Source organism: Mesorhizobium captivum (genome assembly GCF_033977165.1).
In the GTDB taxonomy this organism is placed as follows: Bacteria; Pseudomonadota; Alphaproteobacteria; order Rhizobiales; family Rhizobiaceae; genus Mesorhizobium; species Mesorhizobium captivum.
On record NZ_JAVIJB010000001.1, the window covers coordinates 198,769 to 216,199 of the forward strand.

17 protein-coding genes are annotated in these 17,431 nt (G+C 65.5%); 2 read left to right on the plus strand and 15 right to left on the minus strand.

Annotated elements, in window-relative coordinates:
• The first annotated feature begins 23 nt into the window (after positions 1-23).
• Positions 24-1,409 carry an NAD(P)/FAD-dependent oxidoreductase gene (locus tag RFM40_RS00940; RefSeq protein WP_320276993.1) on the plus strand — a complete coding sequence of 462 codons (1,386 nt, stop codon included), beginning with the start codon at positions 24-26 and terminating at the stop codon, positions 1,407-1,409.
• A gap of 95 nt (positions 1,410-1,504) precedes the next feature.
• Positions 1,505-1,876: a cupin domain-containing protein gene (locus RFM40_RS00945; RefSeq protein ID WP_320224829.1), complete on the plus strand. Its 372-nt coding sequence runs from the start codon at positions 1,505-1,507 to the stop codon at positions 1,874-1,876.
• A gap of 23 nt (positions 1,877-1,899) precedes the next feature.
• Here the strand turns inward: RFM40_RS00945 and RFM40_RS00950 are convergent, their stop codons facing one another.
• The 15 genes from RFM40_RS00950 to RFM40_RS01020 all read right to left on the minus strand — a co-directional run bounded on the left by RFM40_RS00950 (position 1,900) and on the right by RFM40_RS01020 (position 17,429).
• Entirely contained in the window at positions 1,900-3,543 is a 1,644-nt protein-coding gene (locus RFM40_RS00950; RefSeq protein WP_320224830.1) for an MFS transporter, read from the minus strand.
• A 169-nt stretch (positions 3,544-3,712) separates the two neighbouring features.
• Positions 3,713-5,578: an asparagine synthase (glutamine-hydrolyzing) gene (asnB, locus tag RFM40_RS00955; protein WP_320224831.1), complete on the minus strand. Its 1,866-nt coding sequence runs from the start codon at positions 5,576-5,578 to the stop codon at positions 3,713-3,715.
• A gap of 160 nt (positions 5,579-5,738) precedes the next feature.
• Positions 5,739-6,005: a flagellar biosynthesis protein FliQ gene (fliQ, locus tag RFM40_RS00960; protein WP_027165133.1), complete on the minus strand. Its 267-nt coding sequence runs from the start codon at positions 6,003-6,005 to the stop codon at positions 5,739-5,741.
• A 25-nt stretch (positions 6,006-6,030) separates the two neighbouring features.
• Positions 6,031-6,438, minus strand: a complete 408-nt coding sequence (flgD, locus tag RFM40_RS00965) for a flagellar hook assembly protein FlgD (protein WP_126098093.1) — start codon at positions 6,436-6,438, stop codon at positions 6,031-6,033.
• 2 nt (positions 6,439-6,440) lie between these two features.
• On the minus strand, positions 6,441-6,878 hold the full coding sequence (gene flbT, locus RFM40_RS00970; RefSeq protein WP_320224832.1) for a flagellar biosynthesis repressor FlbT: 438 nt from the start codon (positions 6,876-6,878) through the stop codon (positions 6,441-6,443).
• Positions 6,875-7,222 (minus strand): flagellar biosynthesis regulator FlaF, encoded by a 348-nt coding sequence (gene flaF / locus RFM40_RS00975; protein WP_126092177.1) that lies wholly within the window; start codon positions 7,220-7,222, stop codon positions 6,875-6,877. The genes flbT and flaF overlap by 4 nt, the downstream gene beginning before the upstream one ends.
• Before the next feature lie 31 nt (positions 7,223-7,253).
• Positions 7,254-8,303 (minus strand): flagellar hook-associated family protein, encoded by a 1,050-nt coding sequence (locus RFM40_RS00980; RefSeq protein ID WP_320224833.1) that lies wholly within the window; start codon positions 8,301-8,303, stop codon positions 7,254-7,256.
• A 3-nt stretch (positions 8,304-8,306) separates the two neighbouring features.
• Positions 8,307-9,761 carry a flagellar hook-associated protein FlgK gene (flgK, locus tag RFM40_RS00985; protein ID WP_320224834.1) on the minus strand — a complete coding sequence of 485 codons (1,455 nt, stop codon included), beginning with the start codon at positions 9,759-9,761 and terminating at the stop codon, positions 8,307-8,309.
• 31 nt (positions 9,762-9,792) lie between these two features.
• A complete protein-coding gene (locus tag RFM40_RS00990) occupies positions 9,793-11,049 on the minus strand; it encodes a flagellar hook protein FlgE (RefSeq protein ID WP_320224835.1) in 1,257 nt (418 codons plus the stop codon).
• A gap of 91 nt (positions 11,050-11,140) precedes the next feature.
• Entirely contained in the window at positions 11,141-11,809 is a 669-nt protein-coding gene (locus RFM40_RS00995; protein ID WP_320224836.1) for a response regulator transcription factor, read from the minus strand.
• Between the two features lie 225 nt (positions 11,810-12,034).
• Positions 12,035-12,625 carry a transglycosylase SLT domain-containing protein gene (locus RFM40_RS01000; RefSeq protein ID WP_320224837.1) on the minus strand — a complete coding sequence of 197 codons (591 nt, stop codon included), beginning with the start codon at positions 12,623-12,625 and terminating at the stop codon, positions 12,035-12,037.
• Entirely contained in the window at positions 12,555-13,943 is a 1,389-nt protein-coding gene (gene fliK, locus RFM40_RS01005) for a flagellar hook-length control protein FliK (RefSeq protein ID WP_320276994.1), read from the minus strand. Before fliK ends, RFM40_RS01000 begins: the two co-directional genes overlap by 71 nt.
• On the minus strand, positions 13,940-15,382 hold the full coding sequence (locus RFM40_RS01010; RefSeq protein WP_320276995.1) for a chemotaxis protein MotC: 1,443 nt from the start codon (positions 15,380-15,382) through the stop codon (positions 13,940-13,942). The genes fliK and RFM40_RS01010 overlap by 4 nt, the downstream gene beginning before the upstream one ends.
• Positions 15,379-16,806 carry a MotB family protein gene (locus RFM40_RS01015; RefSeq protein WP_320273670.1) on the minus strand — a complete coding sequence of 476 codons (1,428 nt, stop codon included), beginning with the start codon at positions 16,804-16,806 and terminating at the stop codon, positions 15,379-15,381. The genes RFM40_RS01010 and RFM40_RS01015 overlap by 4 nt, the downstream gene beginning before the upstream one ends.
• Positions 16,803-17,429: a hypothetical protein gene (locus RFM40_RS01020; protein ID WP_320276996.1), complete on the minus strand. Its 627-nt coding sequence runs from the start codon at positions 17,427-17,429 to the stop codon at positions 16,803-16,805. Before RFM40_RS01020 ends, RFM40_RS01015 begins: the two co-directional genes overlap by 4 nt.
• Between the last annotated feature and the right edge of the window lie 2 nt (positions 17,430-17,431).

The following is a 17,431-nucleotide window of genomic DNA, read 5'->3' on the forward strand; positions in this document are numbered from 1 at the left end:
ACCTGCTCCCTGGAAATCATCCCATGCACGTCAAGCGCAACGGCGACATCTCGTTCTGGTATGCGGATCTGGGCGCGGTTCCCACGCCGCGGCCGCCTTTGCCCGGCGACATCGATGCCGATGTCGCGATCGTCGGCGCTGGCTACACAGGGCTTTGGACCGCCTACTATCTGAAGAAGGCGAAGCCCTCGCTTCGCATTGTGCTTCTCGAACGCGAATTCGCCGGCTTCGGCGCCTCGGGGCGCAATGGCGGCTGGCTGTCGGGCGGCTTCGGCTGGTCGCGCGAGAAATATCTGAAGACCTCGACCCGGCAAGGCGTAACCGCCATGCAGAAGGCGATGGCGGGCTGCGTCGACGAGGTGATCCGCGTGGCGAACGAGGAAGGCATCGACGCCGACATCCGCCGCGCGGACAATCTGACGGTCGCCACCAATCCGGCGCAGCTCGAGCGCGTGCGCGAGGAATGCGAGACGATCCGCTCCTGGGACGCCGACCCCGGACGCATCGAGCTGCTCGACGCCGCCACGACGCGCGCGCGCATCAACATCAAAAATGTCCTTGGCAGCTTTGTCATCCACGGCCAGGCGCGGGTGCAGCCGGCGAAGCTGGTGCGCGGGCTGGCGGCAGCGGTCGAGCGGCTCGGCGTGCCGATCTACGAAAAGACGACGGTGACGGCGATCGCCAAGGGCAGCGTGACCACCGACCGTGGCACGGTGCGGGCCGAAACCATCATCCGCGCGACGGAAGGGTTCACCGCCGGCATTCCGGGTGAAGAGCGAACCTGGCTGGCGCTCAACAGCGCGCAGATCGTCACCGAGCCGCTGTCGCCCGAGCTCTGGCGCGAAATCGGCTGGGAAGGGCACGAGCTGCTCGGCAATGCCGCGCATGCCTATTGCTATGCCCAGCGCACGCGCGAGGGGCGCATCACCATGGGCGGGCGCGGCGTGCCTTACCGCTACGGCTCGCGCACCGACGTCAACGGCCGGACGCAGCAGGCGACGATCGACCAACTGCACACGATCCTGACGACGCTTCTGCCGCAGACGGCGGGATGCCGCATCGACCATGCCTGGTGCGGCGTGCTCGGCGTGCCGCGCGACTGGTGCACGACGGCCGGCCTCGATCCCAGGACGCGCATCGGCTGGGCTGGCGGCTATGTCGGGCTCGGCGTCTCGAGCTCCAACCTTTCGGGTCGCACGCTTGCCGACCTGATCCTCGGCAATGAGACGGATCTTACGCGACTGCCCTGGGTCAACCGCAAGGTACGGCGCTGGGAGCCGGAGCCCTTCCGCTGGCTTGGCGTCCACTCGATGTATCAGCTCTACCGCATCGCCGATCGGCGCGAAGCCGCAGGGCTGGATCACACTTCGAAACTGGCCGCTCTCGCCGACAGCCTCACAGGCCATTAGGGCGGTCCGTCGTTCGCCGAACCGCTCTAACTATTTGTTTTCACGCAATTCCAGACGGAAAACCGCTTCACACTTTTCCTGGAATCGCTCTGATCATGGAGACCACCAACTTGATCGATCTTTCGACTTTCCACGACCTCGCCAAGGCCGATATCGGTGCGTTCTCGCCCAAGCCGACCTCCATCGAAGGCGATCAGGTCGAGGCTGCGCGCTCGTTCTTCCAGTCGCCCGACGGGACCATCGATATCGGCATCTGGGAATGCACGCCCGGCCGCTTCACCGCCGATCGCACGCTTTCCTCGGAGATTTGCCACATCATCTCCGGCCGGGCGGAAGTCAGCCGCGCCGATGGCGAGATGCGCGAGCTCGGCCCCGGCGATCTTCTCGTCCTGCCTCGTGGATGGAAGGGCGAATGGCTGATCCGGGAGACGACGCGCAAGCTCTACATGATCCAGAGCGCCGGCTGATCTGCGAGGTCGATAGTGCCGAGTTAGTGGTCGATCGGCCCCCTGGGTGAAACGAGCGTCGTGCCGGCGGTCGTCGGGCGCTCGATCAGCCGGCGCACGCGCGGCGGGTTCTCGCCGCTGTGAAGAGCGCGGATGCGCTCGCCGACCACGGCATCGGCATAGGTGGCGCGCCTGTTGTGGCGGATGTACTCGACCCAGGTCGGCGTGTGGTAGTGCTCGATCCAGATGCCGGGGTTTTCGAGATCGCGCGCGAGCGTCCAGGTGCGGGCGCCGTCACGGCGGCGAATGCGGCCGCGCTCGGCCATGGTGGCGAGGAATTCCGGCACGTCCTCCTCGCGGATGACGTACTCGATCATGATGGCAATCGGGCCGCTGCGCGGCTTCAAGTCAAGTCCCAGCATCGGCTCCTTGAACCGGTTGAGCGGATCGAGGTTGAGCGTCTTCTGCTGCGGCAACGGCAGGAACAGGCCAATGGCGCCGCCCGCCAACATGGCGACGGCAGCCGCCATCAACGCGGTCTCCGCGCCATGGGCGTCGGCGACCACGCCCCAGATCCAGCTGCCCAGCGCAATGCCGCCGAAGGTCGCCGTCTGGTAGATCGACAGCACGCGGCCCACCACCCAGCGTGGCGTCGACATCTGCACCGTGACGTTGAAATGCGAGAGTGCGATCACCCAGCAGGCGCCGCCGATGAGCAGGCCGGCCGATGTCTGCCAGGCATCGTGGCTGACAGCGGCGTTGAAGGCGCAGAGCGCGAAGCCGGCGAAGGCAGCGCGCACCATCGTCTCGCTGGAGAGCAGTTGCCTCAGCCGCACGCTGATCAGCGCGCCGCCGACCGCGCCGATGCCGAAGGCGCCGAGCATGATGCCGTAGGTCAAGGCATCGCCCTTGACGACGTCGCGCGCCACGAGCGGCAGCAGCGCCAGCACCGCGCCGGCGCTGAAGCCGAAGGCAAAACCCCGAACCAGCACCTTGGCGATGTTGGGCGACATGGCGACGTAGCGCAGGCCGGCGCCCATCGCAGCACCCAGCGCTTCGCGCGGCAGCGTCGGCGCGGGCACTTCGGGCTTCCAGCGGAACAAAACGACGATCAGGCCGATATAGCTGATGGCGTTGGCGGCGAAGGCTGCGGCGGCACCCGCGGCAGCGACGATGATGCCACCGATCGCCGGGCCGACGCTGCGGGTGATGTTGAAGCCCATCGAATTCAGCGCGATCGCTGCCGGCACCTTGGCGCGCGGCACCATGTCGCCGACCGAGGCCTGCCATGACGGGCTGTTCAGCGCCGTGCCGCTGTCGATCAGGAAGGTGAAGGCAAGCAGCGTCCACGGCGTCATCCAGCCGAACCAGGTGAACACGGTGAGCAGCGCCGAGACGACCAGCATGAAGCTCTGCGCGACCAGCATGACCTTGCGGCGGTTGAAGCTGTCGGCGATGGCGCCGGCAATGAGCGCGAACAGCATGATCGGCAAGGTGGTCGATGCCTGGACCAGCGCCACCTGGTAGGAAGAGGTGGCGATCGTGGTCATCATCCAGGCGGCGCCGACCCCTTGGATCAGGCCGCCGAAATTCGACACAAGGCTCGCCGACCAGACGGCGCGGAAGATGCCATGCCGGAACGGCGCCAGCGCCGAGACGCGTTCGCTTTCCGGCTCGTCGTCGATCATGGTCGCTGTCCCGCCTTCACTGCTACTTCCACTCGCCAAGCCGGTCGTCGCGTTGCGGCTGTGCTGGCGACCCGTCAAGAATCGCGGTCCAACAACAGGAAGGCAAAGGCGAAAATGCGTCGGCGAAGCTTTAAGCCAAGCATCTTGCCGGTCTGGACCAAATTTTTGATCATTTCGCGCCGCTGAACTCGGCATGCAATGCCTCGGTCAGGTTGCCCATCGTCTCGCTGCCCATATACAGTCTCAGCAACATTTCCATGCCGACAAGCCGCAGCCGGGATGGCTCCTGGTTTTTCGCCAAATCGATGAGGTCGTCCAGCTCGGACGCCGACCATTTCATGGCGTCGCGCAGGAAGCCGCCGCGCAGCAGCCCCTGGGTGCCGGCCGAAAAGGCGCCGGACATCTCGAAGCCGTTCTTTGCCGCAGAAATGTTTTCGCGCGGCAGATGGCGCTCGGCGACTTTCTTCAGCAACCATTTGCTCGTCCGGTTGCGGTATTTGTGCCGCCTCGGCAGATGCATGGCGAAATCGATCAGCCGGTTTTCGAGGAATGGCACTCTGAGCTCGACCGAAGCTGCCATGCTGAGGCGGTCATGCCGGTGCAGCAGGTCCTGCAGATGCGAATAGAGATCGTAGAAGCAGCTTGCCAGGAAAGCGCGGTCGCTGTCCGGGCTGACGCCGTCGAGCCGGTCGAACAGCTTCGTCTGCAGAAAGTTCAGCTCGGGCGACAAGGCCCTCAACACGATGTTGCGATCCCAGGGCGAGCCGCGGCCGATCGAATTGCGGAACGGCGCCCGGCGAAGCTGGGCGAATTTCCGTTCGCGCGCCGACTTGGAGCGGAACAAGTGCCGAAGCCACGGCGGACGCCACAATCGCATGGTCGATGCTTGCCATTTGTAGCCGCCGAACAGCTCGTCGGAACCCTCGCCGGTGAGCAGCACCTTGACGCCGTCGGCGCGGCATTGATCCGCGAGCGCCAGCAGGCCGGCAATACTGGCATGCCAGCCATCGCTCTCGAGATGCCAGACCGCGCGTGGCCAGAGCTCGAAGAACTGGTTCCGGTCGACAGGCACGCGGCGCAGGTCGACGCCGACATGGCGGCCGGTCCGCTCGGCGTTTTCCGCCTCGCTGCGGCCGAGCTTTGGATCGACCACATAGCCGTGCATCTCCGGCCTGTGGCGCTTGGCGAGCGCGGTGATCAGACCGGAATCGACACCGCCGCTGCAGGCGGTGGCCAGGCTGGCATCGGCGATGCAGTGCAGCTCGACGCTTTCTTCGAGCAGCGCCTGAAGGGCGGCCAACTGCCCGGCGTCGGACGTCCTGTCGTTGACGATGCGCGATGTCTCCAGCACGTCGAGCACATGCCAGAAACGCCGCTTCTCGATGCCGCCATCGCTGATCTTCCAGAGGCCGGCGGGAGGCAGGCGCTCGACGCCTTCGAAGATGCTGTAGCTGGAATCGCGGCTCTGCCAGGCAAGCCGCAAGGTGATCTCGCGCGCGTCGACCCGGCGCGGAAAATCCTGGCAGGCGAGGATCGCCTTGTCCTCGGAGGCGAACAGCAGCCGCTCGCCTGTGTCGGCCACGGATATCGGCTTGATGCCAAGCCTGTCGCGGGCAAGCCACAACGCGCCGTCGCGTTGATCGAAATAAGCAAAGGCGAACATGCCGTCGAACAGCGGCACAGCCTTTTCCGCGCCCCAATGATGCAGGGCCTGGAGCACCACCTCGGTGTCGGAGACCGTGCGGAACTCGCGGCCTTCGGCTTCCAGCGACTTGCGCAGCGAGCGGTAATTGTAGACCTCGCCATTGTAGCAAAGGACGCCCTGGCCATCGGTTGTCAGCATCGGTTCTCGCGCGGCGGGCGACGGGTCGATGATGGCAAGCCGGCGGTGGCCGAGCGCCAGCCTGGCGCTGTTCCAGCTGTCGTGGTCGTCCGGGCCGCGATGCGCCAGCACCTGCATCATGCGGGCGATGTCGGAAAGATCGCCGGCGCCGATCGGATCGCGCTTTCGCCAGACGCCGGCTATCCCGCACATGGCCCGCCGGCCGACTTTGGCTGATCCATCGTTTTTCGAAACCGTCGTATCCAAGGCACCGCCGAAGCGGGCGCGGCTTACAATCTAGCCGCAACGGGGACAGCGGCAAGCGATCTTGCGGCTTGTACCCAAGCGCCTCAACACCTGCGCCGGCCTCGTATCAGAAGCCGTGTTCGATGCGTTCGAAGATGACGTTGGTGAAGGCCGAGATCTGGCTGCCGATGAACGGCCCGGTCAGCGCCACGACCAGCATGATGGCGACGATCTTGGGCACGAAGGTCAGCGTGATTTCCTGGATCTGGGTCAATGCCTGGATGAGCGCGATGCCGATGCCGACCGCCATGGCCACAAGCACGACCGGCGCGGAGGCGGTAAGCACCGTCCACACCGCGTACTGGACGATATCGAGGGCGTCGGCCTCGTTCATTGGCAGACCCCTTACGAAATACCGGCTAGGCGGCCGGCTTGATCGATACGCCCGCGCCGACGGGGACTTCGGTGCCGTCCTGAAGCACCGCTATCAGGCCGCTGCTGGCGAGTTTCACCGAAGCCACGGTCCCCGTGGTCTTGCCGTCGGCGGAGGTGATCGAGCGGCCGATCAGCGCGTCCGCCTGCGATAGCGCCGAGGACTGCATGATCTGGTCGAGCTTGCTGTTGGTCTGGACCGACTGCTCGACCTGCGAGAAGGTCGCGAGCTGCGCGACATACTGCGTCGAGTCCATCGGCTTGGTCGGATCCTGGTTCTTCATCTCGGCGATCAAAAGCTTCAGGAACGACTGATAGTCGACGGCGGTCTTCGAGGTCTGCTGGCTTGCCTGGTTGGCGCCAACCGGGATCGTCGTTGTCATGTCCACGGCCATCCTTATGCTCCTACAGCCAGCGCGCGCGGCGCTTCGGAAATGTCTTCGTTGCCGTTGAGCGCCTGGCGCTCGAGCGGATACAGCGCGCGGATCGCCTTCAGCGCCTCATAGATATGATCCTCGCCGACCATGCGGTCGATCTGCTTCAGCCCGCTGCAGATTTCCTGGTTGTCGAAGCTGGAGATCAACATCGGCAGCGAGCGGCGGAACATGTCGCGGGCCTCGGAGGCGCCCGACGGGTTCATCAGCATGATCTGCACGATGAAGTAGAGTTGTCTCAGCGGCGTCGAGGCCTGGTCCGCCTGGATTACATGGCTTTCGAGCAGGAACTGGACGTCGTTCATCAGCTCGATCGAGACCTTGCGGTCGACGCGGATGACGGCGCCGTTGATGTAGATCTTCTCGTTCGGCTTCAGCGAGATCTTCAGCGTGTTGGTCATTGGATGCCGTCCCGGATGATCTGGGAGACCTCGATCAATCCTTCGAAATTGTTGGCGCGGCCCTGCCGGATGTCCTCCGTCTCGCGCAGCAGCCACAGGCCGATCGAGATCAGGTTGGCGCGCAGTTCCTTGGGCAGCGCATTGTCGCTGGAGCCGAGATCCTCGACGAAGGTGGTCCAGATGCGGTTGGTGAAGTGCAGCGCCTCGACCGCTTCCATCGACTCCGGCCCGACGGCCGCCGCTGCCGCCAGCATGTCGATCGAGCGGGTGAGCAGCTGCCGCTCCCGGTCCTTGGCGTCGGCGACGGAGTCGGTCTGGATGTCGGCGTAGGAGAATTGATACATCGTCGGAGCTCTGGCGTTCCGGTGAAAGTGTTCAGGTGAGATAGTTCAACAGGCTGAGCTGCTGCAGGCGCGCGGTCAAGGCGAAGGACGTTTCGATATGCTGCGTCAGGTCGGCCACGCGGGTGGCGGCCTCCGTTGGGTCGACGCCCTCGAGATCGATGATGTGCTTCTCGAACAGATCAACCTGGGTCTTCATGCGGTCGCTGGCGTCGGATACGCGCTTCTGGGCGAGGCCGGCTTCGGATCGCACCTGGACGATGCCGCCGATGGCTTCGCCGACCAGCTTCTGCGCGCGGCTGACGATCGTATTCTGCCCCTGTTGGCTGATGTTGCCGGTGAAGAGGGTGCTGACCATGGCGGCCGCCATGGCGAGCTTGCGGATGCCCTGCTCGTTGGCGCTGACCGAGGTCTGCGTGGTCTCGCTCAACGAAATGCGGCTGGTGATCTGGTCGTCGGTGGCGCTCGACCAGTTGGTCTGCCAGCCGGCGCCCAGGAACTGCGGCTCGACCTTGGTGGTGATGAAGCCATCCATCTGGGCGGCGGTGATGTTGGCGGCAGCCGGGTCGCTCTGGGCGAAGCCGAAGTAGCTGGTGAAGGCAGCGTCGAACGCCGCCTTGGCGGGCGAGCCGGCGGCGCTGAAGTCGTCGATCGGCTTGACGTCGGTGTTGGTGCCGGCAAACAGATATTCGCCGTTGACGCTGGTGTTCAGGATACCCGTCATCTGCTGCAGCGCCGTGGCGCCGGCGGTCTGGGTGATTGCGGTCGAGGAATCGCCCGACACGGCGCTGGTCAGCGCCGTCAGAAGGTCCTGCGCGACATCGGAGAGCTGGCCAAGCGAATCCTGCGTCGATGTCAGGCGTGCCGCGACCAGCGAATTGGAATCGATGATCCCGTTCAGCCGGTCGAGATCGCGCTGGAAGGTGACAGCCTGGGTCGTGCGCCCGCCAAGCGCCAGGCCGACATCCGCGACCTTGCCGGTCTGGGATTCCGTCGTCGCCTTGACGAGCTCGGCCTGCATGCGCATCTGCTGATAGCGCAGAGCGTTGGAGATGGCGGCCGAGGAGACGGCTGTCGCTTTCATGGCTTATCCCACCGCGCTCAATAGGGCGTCCAGCATGTCGTCGACGGTTTTCATCATGCGCGCTGACGCCTGATAAGTGTGCTCGAGGTCGAGAAGCAGGGACATTTCCTGGTCGACGTTGACGCCGGTGTCGTTCGACAACGCTTCGGCGGTGCGCGTGGCCAGCGCCTCCTTGGCGTCGGCGTTGGTCGACGCCTGCTGGCGCACGCCTTCGAACCAGCCGATGGCGCTGGCCGCGTAGTCCGAGACGCCGGAGCTGACCGTGATGCCGGCGGACGGATCGAAGGCCATCGGCTGATCCAGCCTGTTGCCATAGGCGATCAGCAGGTCCGAGTAGGAAGCCCCGCCGCCGGTGTTGGAAATATAGGCTGCGCCGTTGGCGCCGCCGTCGCGCAGGAGCGACGGGCTGCCGCCGGTGCTCGGGTCAAGGGCGGCGTTGACGCTGATCGAGCCGGCGAGGCCGTTGACCAGGGTGCCGGCAGCCGGAACGGCCGGCGCGCCGGACCAAGTGAAAAGGCCGGCTGCGTTGGGCTTAGACGGCGCGGTCTCGGCGAATGCCGTGATCAGGCCGCGCGCGATCTCGTCGAGCTGGCTCTGCATGGTCGCGGCGACGCCGTCGCGCAGCTTCAGCATGCCGGCGAGCTTGCCATCGGCGCTGGCGTTGTCGGCGGCGCCTGCCGAAAGCGGCACGTTGTCGATATAGATCGTGTTGCCGGGAGCGCCGGCCGTGTAGCCGGCCGAGGGTGTGAAAGTTACCGAGCGCGGCACCGTCTCGAACAGCGTCGTGCCGTCCTTGGTGGTGATGACCATATCGTTGTCGCCGCGCGTGAAGGTCGAGACCGGCACATATTCCGCGATCTTCTTCAAAATGGCGTCGCGCTGGTCGAGCGCGTTGGACACATCCGTGCCGGAGCGCGTCCCGGCGATGACGGCCTTGTTGGCGTCCTGGAACTGGCTGAGCAGCGAGTTGAGGTCGTCGACCGCGGTGGCGATCTGGCCATCGGTCTGGGTGCGGAAGTCCTGGATCGCCTTGGTGCCGTCGTTCAGCGAGCTCACCACCTGCTTGGCCGCGTCGATGACGCTGGCGCCGAGATTCTGGTTCGACGGCGTGGTGGCGTAGAGCTGCAGCGCCTGCTGCAGATTGGCGATCGCCGTCGATGGAGACGATGCGTTGTCGACCCCGTTGACCGAAAGGTCGAGCTGATCCATGCCGCTGTAAAGCGCGCTCTGGCCGCTCCATGCCGACAGCGCGGAAAGGTTCTGCCGGAACAGAAGGTCATTGGCTGCGCGCTGGATCTCCACCGATCGTGCGCCGGGCGCCGTGCTGGTGACGACGGCGACGCGGCGGGCATAGTCCGGGTTGGAAGCGTCGGCCACATTGCGCGACACGACGCTGGTTTGCTTGGATGTGGCCAGGAGCGCCGACTGGGCGATGCTTAGTGCGGTGGAAAGCGACATGCGGGTCTTTCACGGGCTGGCGCCCGATGGGTTATCTCTTCAGGTTGACGAGGACGTCCATGAGGTCGGAACCGGTCTGGAAGACCTTGGAATTGGCGGTGTAGCTGCGCTGCGCCGCGATCATGTTGGTCAGTTCCTCGGCGATGTCGACGTTGGAATTTTCGAGCGCGCCCGAGACGACCGCGCCAAGTTTTCCTTCGTTGGCAAAGCCGATGCGAACGGCGCCGGAATCGGCGCTCTGCACATAGACGTTGCCCGGCATCGCGGTGAGGTTGTCGGGGCTCTGAACATCGGCCAGCGGAATCTTGTAGAGCGGTTTTGTGGAGCCGTCCTGGTACTGCGCGTAGATCACGCCATCCTGCCCGATCTGGATCTTCTCGATGGTGCTCGGGGCATTGCCGTTCACGTCGGCGTCGGCAACGGTGTAGCCGGTGCCTAGCTGGGTCAGCGTGGAGAGATCGAGCTTGAGGGTCGAGCCGTTCGGCACCGTGAAGGAGACGTCCGTGGTCGCGCCGGTGAGCTTGCCGGTGGTGGTGTCGAAGGTCAGGTTGGCCGAACCCAATGCGCCGCCGGTGTAGGGGAAGGACGTGCCGGGGGTCGCCTTCGACTGGTCGAAGACCGAGACCTGCCAAGTTCCGGCGCCGGTCTTGGTGAAATAGACGTCGAGCAGCACCTTGTTGCCGAGATTGTCGTAGGCGACCAGCGAGGACTTCGAGGTGTACTGGGCCGCGGCGGTGTTGGTGGTGGGCAGGCTGCCGGCTGCGACCGGAGTGGCGCCCGATGGCAGATTGCCGGAGAAGGTGCCCTCGGTGCTGGGCGTCGCCGTCATCTCCTGGTCGGATATCTGCACCGGCACCAGGCCCTCAAAGCCGTTGGCGGTGGCCGCGGGCACGCCGTTGGCATAGCTGTAGGCCATCAGCTGGTAGCCGGCGGCGTTGACCAGCCTGCCCTCGGCATCCGGAACGAAGGCGCCGGCGCGGGTGAGGTAGGGCGTGCCGCTCGGATCCTGCACGACGAAGAAGCCGTCGCCGTTGACGGCGAGGTCGGACACCGACGTGGTGTACTGCATGACGCCTTGCGAGCTGATGGCGGAGCGGATCGTCGTCGTCACGCCGCCCGAATTATAGGCGCCTCCGGTGCCGGGCATGATCAGCGTCGAGAATTCGGCAGAGGAGCGCTTGTAGCCGGTGGTGTCGGAGTTGGCGATGTTGTCGGCCACCGCGGACAAGCGGTTGGCCTGCGCGTTCATACCGGAAACGCCGGTCCGCATCATTCCGTAAAGGCTCATCGATACATCTCCGCAGTGCCTGGGTAGGAGGCCACAAAACTAAGCCTCGTGTCTTGCGCGAGGCTGGCGCGGGACGTCGCGGCGGCGGCCATCAAAACACCAGCCGGTAGCCGAGGAACCTCTTGGAATCGATCGGGTCATGGCCGAGCTTCTCGCGCAGTTTCTTGCGCAGCTTCGAGATGTGGCTCTCCACCACGTTCTCCTCGACCTCTTCGTCGAAGATGCCGTAGATGGCGTTGAACACTTGCGTCTTGGTCACGCGCCGGCCGCGATTGCTGGCCAGATATTCCAGGATGCGCCGCTCGCGGCGCGGCAGCGGCAGCGGCTCGCCGTTGATCTCCGGATCGCGGCCGTCCATGAAGATGCGCATCGAGCCGACTTCGGTGTAGGCGGCCTCTTCATGGGCGCGGCGGCGGATGGCGGTGATGCGGGCGAGAATCTCGCGGATGTGCACGGGCTTGCGGACGACGTCGTCGACGCCGCTCTCGAAAAGCCGCAGCGTGTGTTCCAGTGAATGCTGCTCGCTGAGCGCGATCACTGGCGCGCCGGTGCGGTCGCGGATTTGGCGCGGCGAGATGGCGCCGTCGCGGCAGTCGCCGATGAGGAAGGCCCTGACCGATCTCAGATCGGTATCGGCGGCGGAGCTCACCCACTCGCCGAACTCGCCCGGCGCGAAGCCGGCAGTAGCGACGCCTTCGCGATCGAAAAGCGAGCTATAGCCTTCAGTTACGAGCTCGCGCTCATCAACGATCACGATCATCGGACCACCCCTCCGAATCAGCTCATTTGCCCCGTGCGGAAAGGGGTACCCGGCTCGGCGAATCCTGAAAAACCGTCATTTCTTGTAGCTATTTTCTTGGGAGTTTTTTTGGGAGCCGTAATAAAGGCGGTTGTGCAACGTGTATTGGCGGCACCGGATCGGGGACGATACTCGAGCCGCCGGGAGCCTCGACGGCGGCCCGGATCGAAATCGCTGCGGAAACAACTATTGATTGCAGAAAGCGGTGGCGTTCGGCGTCCATTTGCCGAAGCCGGTCGCGACCATGTTGGCGATGACGCGGCAGACATAGACCTTCTGCGCCGGGTCGTTGTTCGGGCCGGCGTGATAGCGGGCGACAGCCATCGACCAGGTCATATGGCGGGCATGGAGGCTCACCAGGAAGCGCGCCGCATAGTCGACGTTCCGGTGCGGATCGAGCATGTCGTCGACGCTGCGGAAATGATCGCCGTGATAGCGATGGTTGATCTGCATGCAGCCGAGGTCGATCAGCGTCTTGCCCTCGCGACGGGCATTCTCGAATGTCGCCAACGCTTCGCCGCGGCTGCGCGGGAAGACAGCTTTTCCTTCTATATTCAAAGCGTTGGGCTGGAGGCTGCCCTTCTTTCCAGTCTCCGTCAGGCCGACCGCGTAGAGGATACCCGCCGGCACGCCGTAACGATCGGCGGCGCGCAGGATTTCCGGCTCGCAGGGATTGGCGGCGGCTTTGGCGGCGCCGACAGCCAGGCTAGATATAGATATCGTCGCCAGCGCGCTCGCGAAGAGGCGAAGCAGCACGGCTGAATTCCTGTGCGCCATTGCGGTCGTTCCTTCCCGATTGCCGATCGCCGCCGGCGCTGTTGCCGCCCGAATTCCCCGGTTGGAATGAAGGCTGGTCGCGGCCCGTCGACATCGGCAGCGCGCTGTTCGCATCGGCGCGGCTTGCCGAATGCGCTGCTATCGAGGGTTGCAGGATGGTGACGTGATCGACCTCGAAGCCAAGGCCGCGGAGCGATTTGACGATGGCGTCGCTGTCGGCGGTCAGCCGGCGGTATGCCTCATGCGTCTCCGGCTTCATCTCAATCGAAAGTTGCTCTCCCGAGAGCCTCAGGCTGGCGGTCACCATGCCGAGCTCCGAAGGGTGGAGCTCGATCTTCAGGACATGTGTCGGAACGGCAACAGAATTGGCCGTTTGGGAGCTGACCGACGCGCTTGAAAAGGCCTGTTGAACGCCATCGTCCGAGGCGATCGCCTCAACCAGCCCCGATGCCGTCTGGCTAAGGGGATTTTGCGCCGGCGCCGGGAAGCTCTGCTGGCTGACGACATCCATGCGCCCGGCGGCAGAGGATGGCCTGGCCTGATTGATCGACGCGATGGACTGCGCCGTTTTCTGGGCGGTTGCCGGCCGCCAGCCGTGCGGCGTTGCGGCGTCGGTTTCGGTGCCTTGCGTTCCTGGCGGGATGTCGTCCTTGCGGACCAATGCGTCCGCGGCCGGATCCGCGCTCACCGGTTTCTGTCCGAAATCGGGCCCGGATTTCTCTGTCTCCAGTCCCGCGCGACCGGATTGCGGCAACGGCTCGGAGGTTTCGGAAGCGTCGGCCGATGTGCGTCTGCCCTGACGGATCGCCAGCTGCGAAGCGGCGGACCGGCCAAGGGGGGGCTGGATCCCTGCCTCTCCCTCGGCAGTGGATCCGTCGCGACCGGCATTTGTCGACGTTGCGAAATGGCGGATGTCGCCCAACGCCATCAGCAAGGGCAAGCCATCCTGGAGCGGAGCGGCGTCGGACGATTGCGCCGCCGCGTCGGCATCGTCCGCTGCCTTCGCATGACCGGTGTCGGCGCTGCTCTTGGTGGCTTTTCCGGCTGCCGGCTTTTGCGCGGCGGTCTTGTTCTGCCCATCCTGGTCAGCCTGTACCTTGGGCGAACCGGCGAGGGTGCGACGCGCCGAGTGCGCATCGGAAGACAGAGGCTCGGCCGGCTGCTTGCCTTGCCGGACCGGTTTTTCGGCGCCATGCACCATCTCGCCGAAATTCGAGCCTTTTTCCGTCCCGTCGGCGGCCTGCTCGCGGGACTGGGTGTGAGCGGAGCCGAGCCCCGGCAAGGCCTGACTCACGCTGGTCATTTGGGCGCTGGTCATTTGGGAGCGGCTCCGAGCAATTGGTCAATCTGGTCGAGCTGCCGGCGCGCGTTGAGCATCGCGGCGTCAGTGGGATCGTGCGTGTCAAGACCCGAAGCCGCCGGCGCGGACGTAGGCAGCACCGGCAACGTTTCGGGTGGCGCAGGAGCGGAGGCCGGAGCTTCCGCCGTGGACTGAGCCGTCATTGGCGTGGCCGGCGGCATAGAAGCCGCGGCCGGCGCGTCCGCCGCCGGCTTGGGCGAGGCCGCGACAGCCGGCTGCTCGGACACCGCGCCTTCCACCGGCGGCAAGGCGTCGGCGTCGACCTCGCCCGCGGGGTCGGTTTCGGCGGCGGGTTTCGCCGCATCGCTCTTTGCCGGATCTGCGGCCTCGGTCTCGTCCTTGGCGGCCGCCGGCACAGGAGCGACAACCTCGCCGGCGACGGCTTGCGCCGCATCGAGCAAGGCGCGGTCGCTTTCCGAAAGCTTGCCGCGATCGATCTTGCCGAGCCTGACACGCACGTCGTCGATCGTGGCCGACGTCACCGTGGAGAGGCTCGAGTAGAGCACGGCGCGCGGATCGTCCTGATTGCCGTTGCCGTTGCGGCCCTGCTCGGCCCGCGCCGAGGCAAAGGCCGAGAGGTCGGTCAGCCCGTCGATCGCGGCGCGGCGCGCGATGCGCAGGTAGATCACCTTCTCGCGCTCGGCGTCCATCATCGACGTGATGTCGGCCAACTTGTCCTGGCTGATCGACATATGGAGCGCAATGACACCGGAGACGAAGGAGTCGGCGAACTGACTGGCATAGGGCGAATAGAGATAGCCGGCGACATACTGCGTCGAGGCGAGCGCGAAGCGAGCGGCGTCGCCTTGCGCCGCAGCGATGCCGACGGAGCGGCGAAGGGCCGCTTCCTCGACCAGCGTACCGGGGCTGAGCAGGCGCGCCTCATCCAGCAGGGTGAGCGCGGTTAAGGGTTCATCGGTCGCAAGCAGCGAACCCTTGACCAGCGCCAGGAAGGCGCCGAGGTCGGGGGGCACGCTCATCGGATCGATCGGTTTCAGGATTTCGATCGCGGCGGCCGGCCGGCCGTTCAGATAGGCGACGATCCCTTTGGCGATGGCAAGGCTCTGCGGGTCGGTCGTCGCGCGCGAAGCCGCTGCCTCGACGGTGACCGGGTTGCCGCCGCTCATGCCGTAGACGAGCAGAGCGCGGAAATTCTTCGGGTCCTTGAAATCCCCGGCATCGGCCACGCGAAGCCTGTCATCGGCCATTTCCAGAAGCTTGGCCTGCATCGGCAGCGCCGCATGGTCGCCGCCGGCGATGCGGTCCTGAATCAGCTGCAGCGAACGCACCAGCTGATAGGCCTGCAAGCCATCGTCTTGCGCGAAAGCCGCCCCGGGCGACCCCGCGGCAAGCAGGAGCAGCCCGACGGCGCGGCCGATGACGGTCCTGCCCCTCATCCGCCGGTCGCCATCAGGATCTCGATGCGGCGGTTTGCGGCCGCCAGCGGATCGGACGCGATCTTGGGCTGGCGGTCGGCGAAGCCGGCGACCTCGGTGATGCGGCTTTCGTCGACGCCGCCGCGCACCAGCATGTAGTAGGCGGAGTGGGCGCGGGCGGTGGACAGCCGCCAATTGTCGTAGGTGTCGCTGCGGAACGGCCGCGCATCGGTATGGCCGCCGATGGTGATGGTGCCTTTCTTCTCGTTGATGATGTGGCCGATCTTCTCCATCGCCAGCACCAGCTCGCGGCGCGGCAGGGCCGAACCGATCTCGAACATGCCGAAGTCGAGCTGGTCGGTGATCGAGATGACGACGCCCTTGCCGGTGGCCTCGACGGAGACGCCCGCCGCCAGTTTTTCGCCTGGCGCGAAGGCCTTGGCCAGTTCCTGCTTGATCTCGGCCGCGGCCTTGAGGGCGGCGCTGCTCGGGGTCTTTTCCCCCTTGTCGGAAGCTTGTTCCGGCTCGGCCTTTTCCATCCCCGCCTTGGCCGCTTCGGTCTTCGCGGTATCGGATTTGGCGGCACCTCCGGCTCTTTCGACGTCTGCCTTCTCGCCTTCGACTTTCTCGCCCTTGACCTCCTTGCCGTCGCCTCTCCCAATTTTCGTGCCGCCCGACCCGGCAGCCGCCTTGGCACCGGGTTTTTCCGGTGTCGCCAACGTCTCGAGCGGTGCATCCAACTGCGGCGGCGTGGGCGGAACGGTCTTGACCTTCGGCACTTCGGTTTCGGCGACCTTCTCGCCAGGCTTGGCCGGATCGCCTTCGATCTTCTTGCGCTCGGCGCTGGCTTCGGCACCGGGCGTCGCCACCTGCTGCGACCAGAAATCCGGCGCGAAAGGATCGCGATAGGATTCGCCGCCGGAAGCGCCGGTCGCCGGACCGGCATTCTGAACACCGCCTTCGCCCTTGGCGCTGACATTCTGCATCACGCCGGTATCGGTGGCGATTTCGGCAAGCACGGCGTAGGGATCGGCAAACAGGTGCTCGTCGGAAAGGTCGGACTTCTGCGAGGCTTCCTTAGTCTGCCTGCGATCGGAGGAGCCGGCGCCGCCCTTGCCGTCCTCGCCGGCCTTGCTCGCGCCATCCTGCGGGTTATCGGCGGTGAGGCCGACCTTGCTTGGGCCGTCGCCGAGATCCTCCAGGCCCTTGCGGCTGGAGTTGCGGTCGATCAGCTCGACCGGGTTGAAGTAGCTGGCTACCGCCGCCTTGGTCTGCTCGTTGGCGGCATTGATCAGCCACATGACGAGAAAGAAGCACATCATCGCGGTCATGAAGTCGGCAAAGGCGATCTTCCAGACGCCGCCGTGATGGCCGTCGTCGTGACCGTCGTGATTGCGCTTGACGATGATGATCTCGTGCCGGGGCTCACCGTCGATGGCACTCATGACAGGACCTCCGAGAAGGAAGCCGACCATTCGGCCATGCGCGTCTCGAACACCGTTTCATCGATGGTCACGGTCAGGTCGAAACTCGGAGCCTCGGTGAAATCGAGATTGGCCGCGCGGAACCCAAGCGCGGCCTTCAGCGTCTCGAACAGCGACAGCGGCCCGCGCACACCGATGCGCACGGCCTCACCGTCTGCGACCGCGGCGCTGATGGTTTGGGCAAGGGCAGCGAGCGAGCGCTTTTGCAGATCGTCGCCGACGATGCCGCCGATGATGCGGGCAACCGTCGTGGCGGTGAGATCGGCAACGCGCTCTTCCATGGCATCGATGCGCATCGCGACCGCCGCGCCGAGATCGCCGCCAAAGCTTTCCAGGAATGCTTTCGCCGCATCGTCATTGGCCCGGCGCTCGGCTTCGAGCGCCGCCTGATGGGCGGCCGTGAGCCGGGCCTCGAGCGCTGCTTCCGCATCGGCCACCGCCTCGGCGATCAAAGCGCCAATGTCGGCCTGCGGCGGCGACACCTCGGGCTTGCGCTCGACGTCGACGGCCACCGGCGCCTGGCCGGTGCGCGGGGTGCGCGAACCGAAATCAGGCAAGAGATCGAAAAGGGCTCTCGAAGCCATGA

What these genes read in the sequence shown, in the direction of transcription:
- RFM40_RS00940 (WP_320276993.1), top strand. Translation starts at nt 24, where the DNA reads ATGCACGTCAAGCGCAACGGCGACATCTCGTTCTGGTATGCGGATCTG.
- RFM40_RS00945 (WP_320224829.1), top strand. Translation starts at nt 1,505, where the DNA reads ATGGAGACCACCAACTTGATCGATCTTTCGACTTTCCACGACCTCGCC.
- RFM40_RS00950 (WP_320224830.1), bottom strand. Translation starts at nt 3,543, where the DNA reads ATGATCGACGACGAGCCGGAAAGCGAACGCGTCTCGGCGCTGGCGCCG.
- asnB (WP_320224831.1), bottom strand. Translation starts at nt 5,578, where the DNA reads ATGTGCGGGATAGCCGGCGTCTGGCGAAAGCGCGATCCGATCGGCGCC.
- fliQ (WP_027165133.1), bottom strand. Translation starts at nt 6,005, where the DNA reads ATGAACGAGGCCGACGCCCTCGATATCGTCCAGTACGCGGTGTGGACG.
- flgD (WP_126098093.1), bottom strand. Translation starts at nt 6,438, where the DNA reads ATGGCCGTGGACATGACAACGACGATCCCGGTTGGCGCCAACCAGGCA.
- flbT (WP_320224832.1), bottom strand. Translation starts at nt 6,878, where the DNA reads ATGACCAACACGCTGAAGATCTCGCTGAAGCCGAACGAGAAGATCTAC.
- flaF (WP_126092177.1), bottom strand. Translation starts at nt 7,222, where the DNA reads ATGTATCAATTCTCCTACGCCGACATCCAGACCGACTCCGTCGCCGAC.
- RFM40_RS00980 (WP_320224833.1), bottom strand. Translation starts at nt 8,303, where the DNA reads ATGAAAGCGACAGCCGTCTCCTCGGCCGCCATCTCCAACGCTCTGCGC.
- flgK (WP_320224834.1), bottom strand. Translation starts at nt 9,761, where the DNA reads ATGTCGCTTTCCACCGCACTAAGCATCGCCCAGTCGGCGCTCCTGGCC.
- RFM40_RS00990 (WP_320224835.1), bottom strand. Translation starts at nt 11,049, where the DNA reads ATGAGCCTTTACGGAATGATGCGGACCGGCGTTTCCGGTATGAACGCG.
- RFM40_RS00995 (WP_320224836.1), bottom strand. Translation starts at nt 11,809, where the DNA reads ATGATCGTGATCGTTGATGAGCGCGAGCTCGTAACTGAAGGCTATAGC.
- RFM40_RS01000 (WP_320224837.1), bottom strand. Translation starts at nt 12,625, where the DNA reads ATGGCGCACAGGAATTCAGCCGTGCTGCTTCGCCTCTTCGCGAGCGCG.
- fliK (WP_320276994.1), bottom strand. Translation starts at nt 13,943, where the DNA reads ATGACCAGCGCCCAAATGACCAGCGTGAGTCAGGCCTTGCCGGGGCTC.
- RFM40_RS01010 (WP_320276995.1), bottom strand. Translation starts at nt 15,382, where the DNA reads ATGAGGGGCAGGACCGTCATCGGCCGCGCCGTCGGGCTGCTCCTGCTT.
- RFM40_RS01015 (WP_320273670.1), bottom strand. Translation starts at nt 16,806, where the DNA reads ATGAGTGCCATCGACGGTGAGCCCCGGCACGAGATCATCATCGTCAAG.
- RFM40_RS01020 (WP_320276996.1), bottom strand. Translation starts at nt 17,429, where the DNA reads ATGGCTTCGAGAGCCCTTTTCGATCTCTTGCCTGATTTCGGTTCGCGC.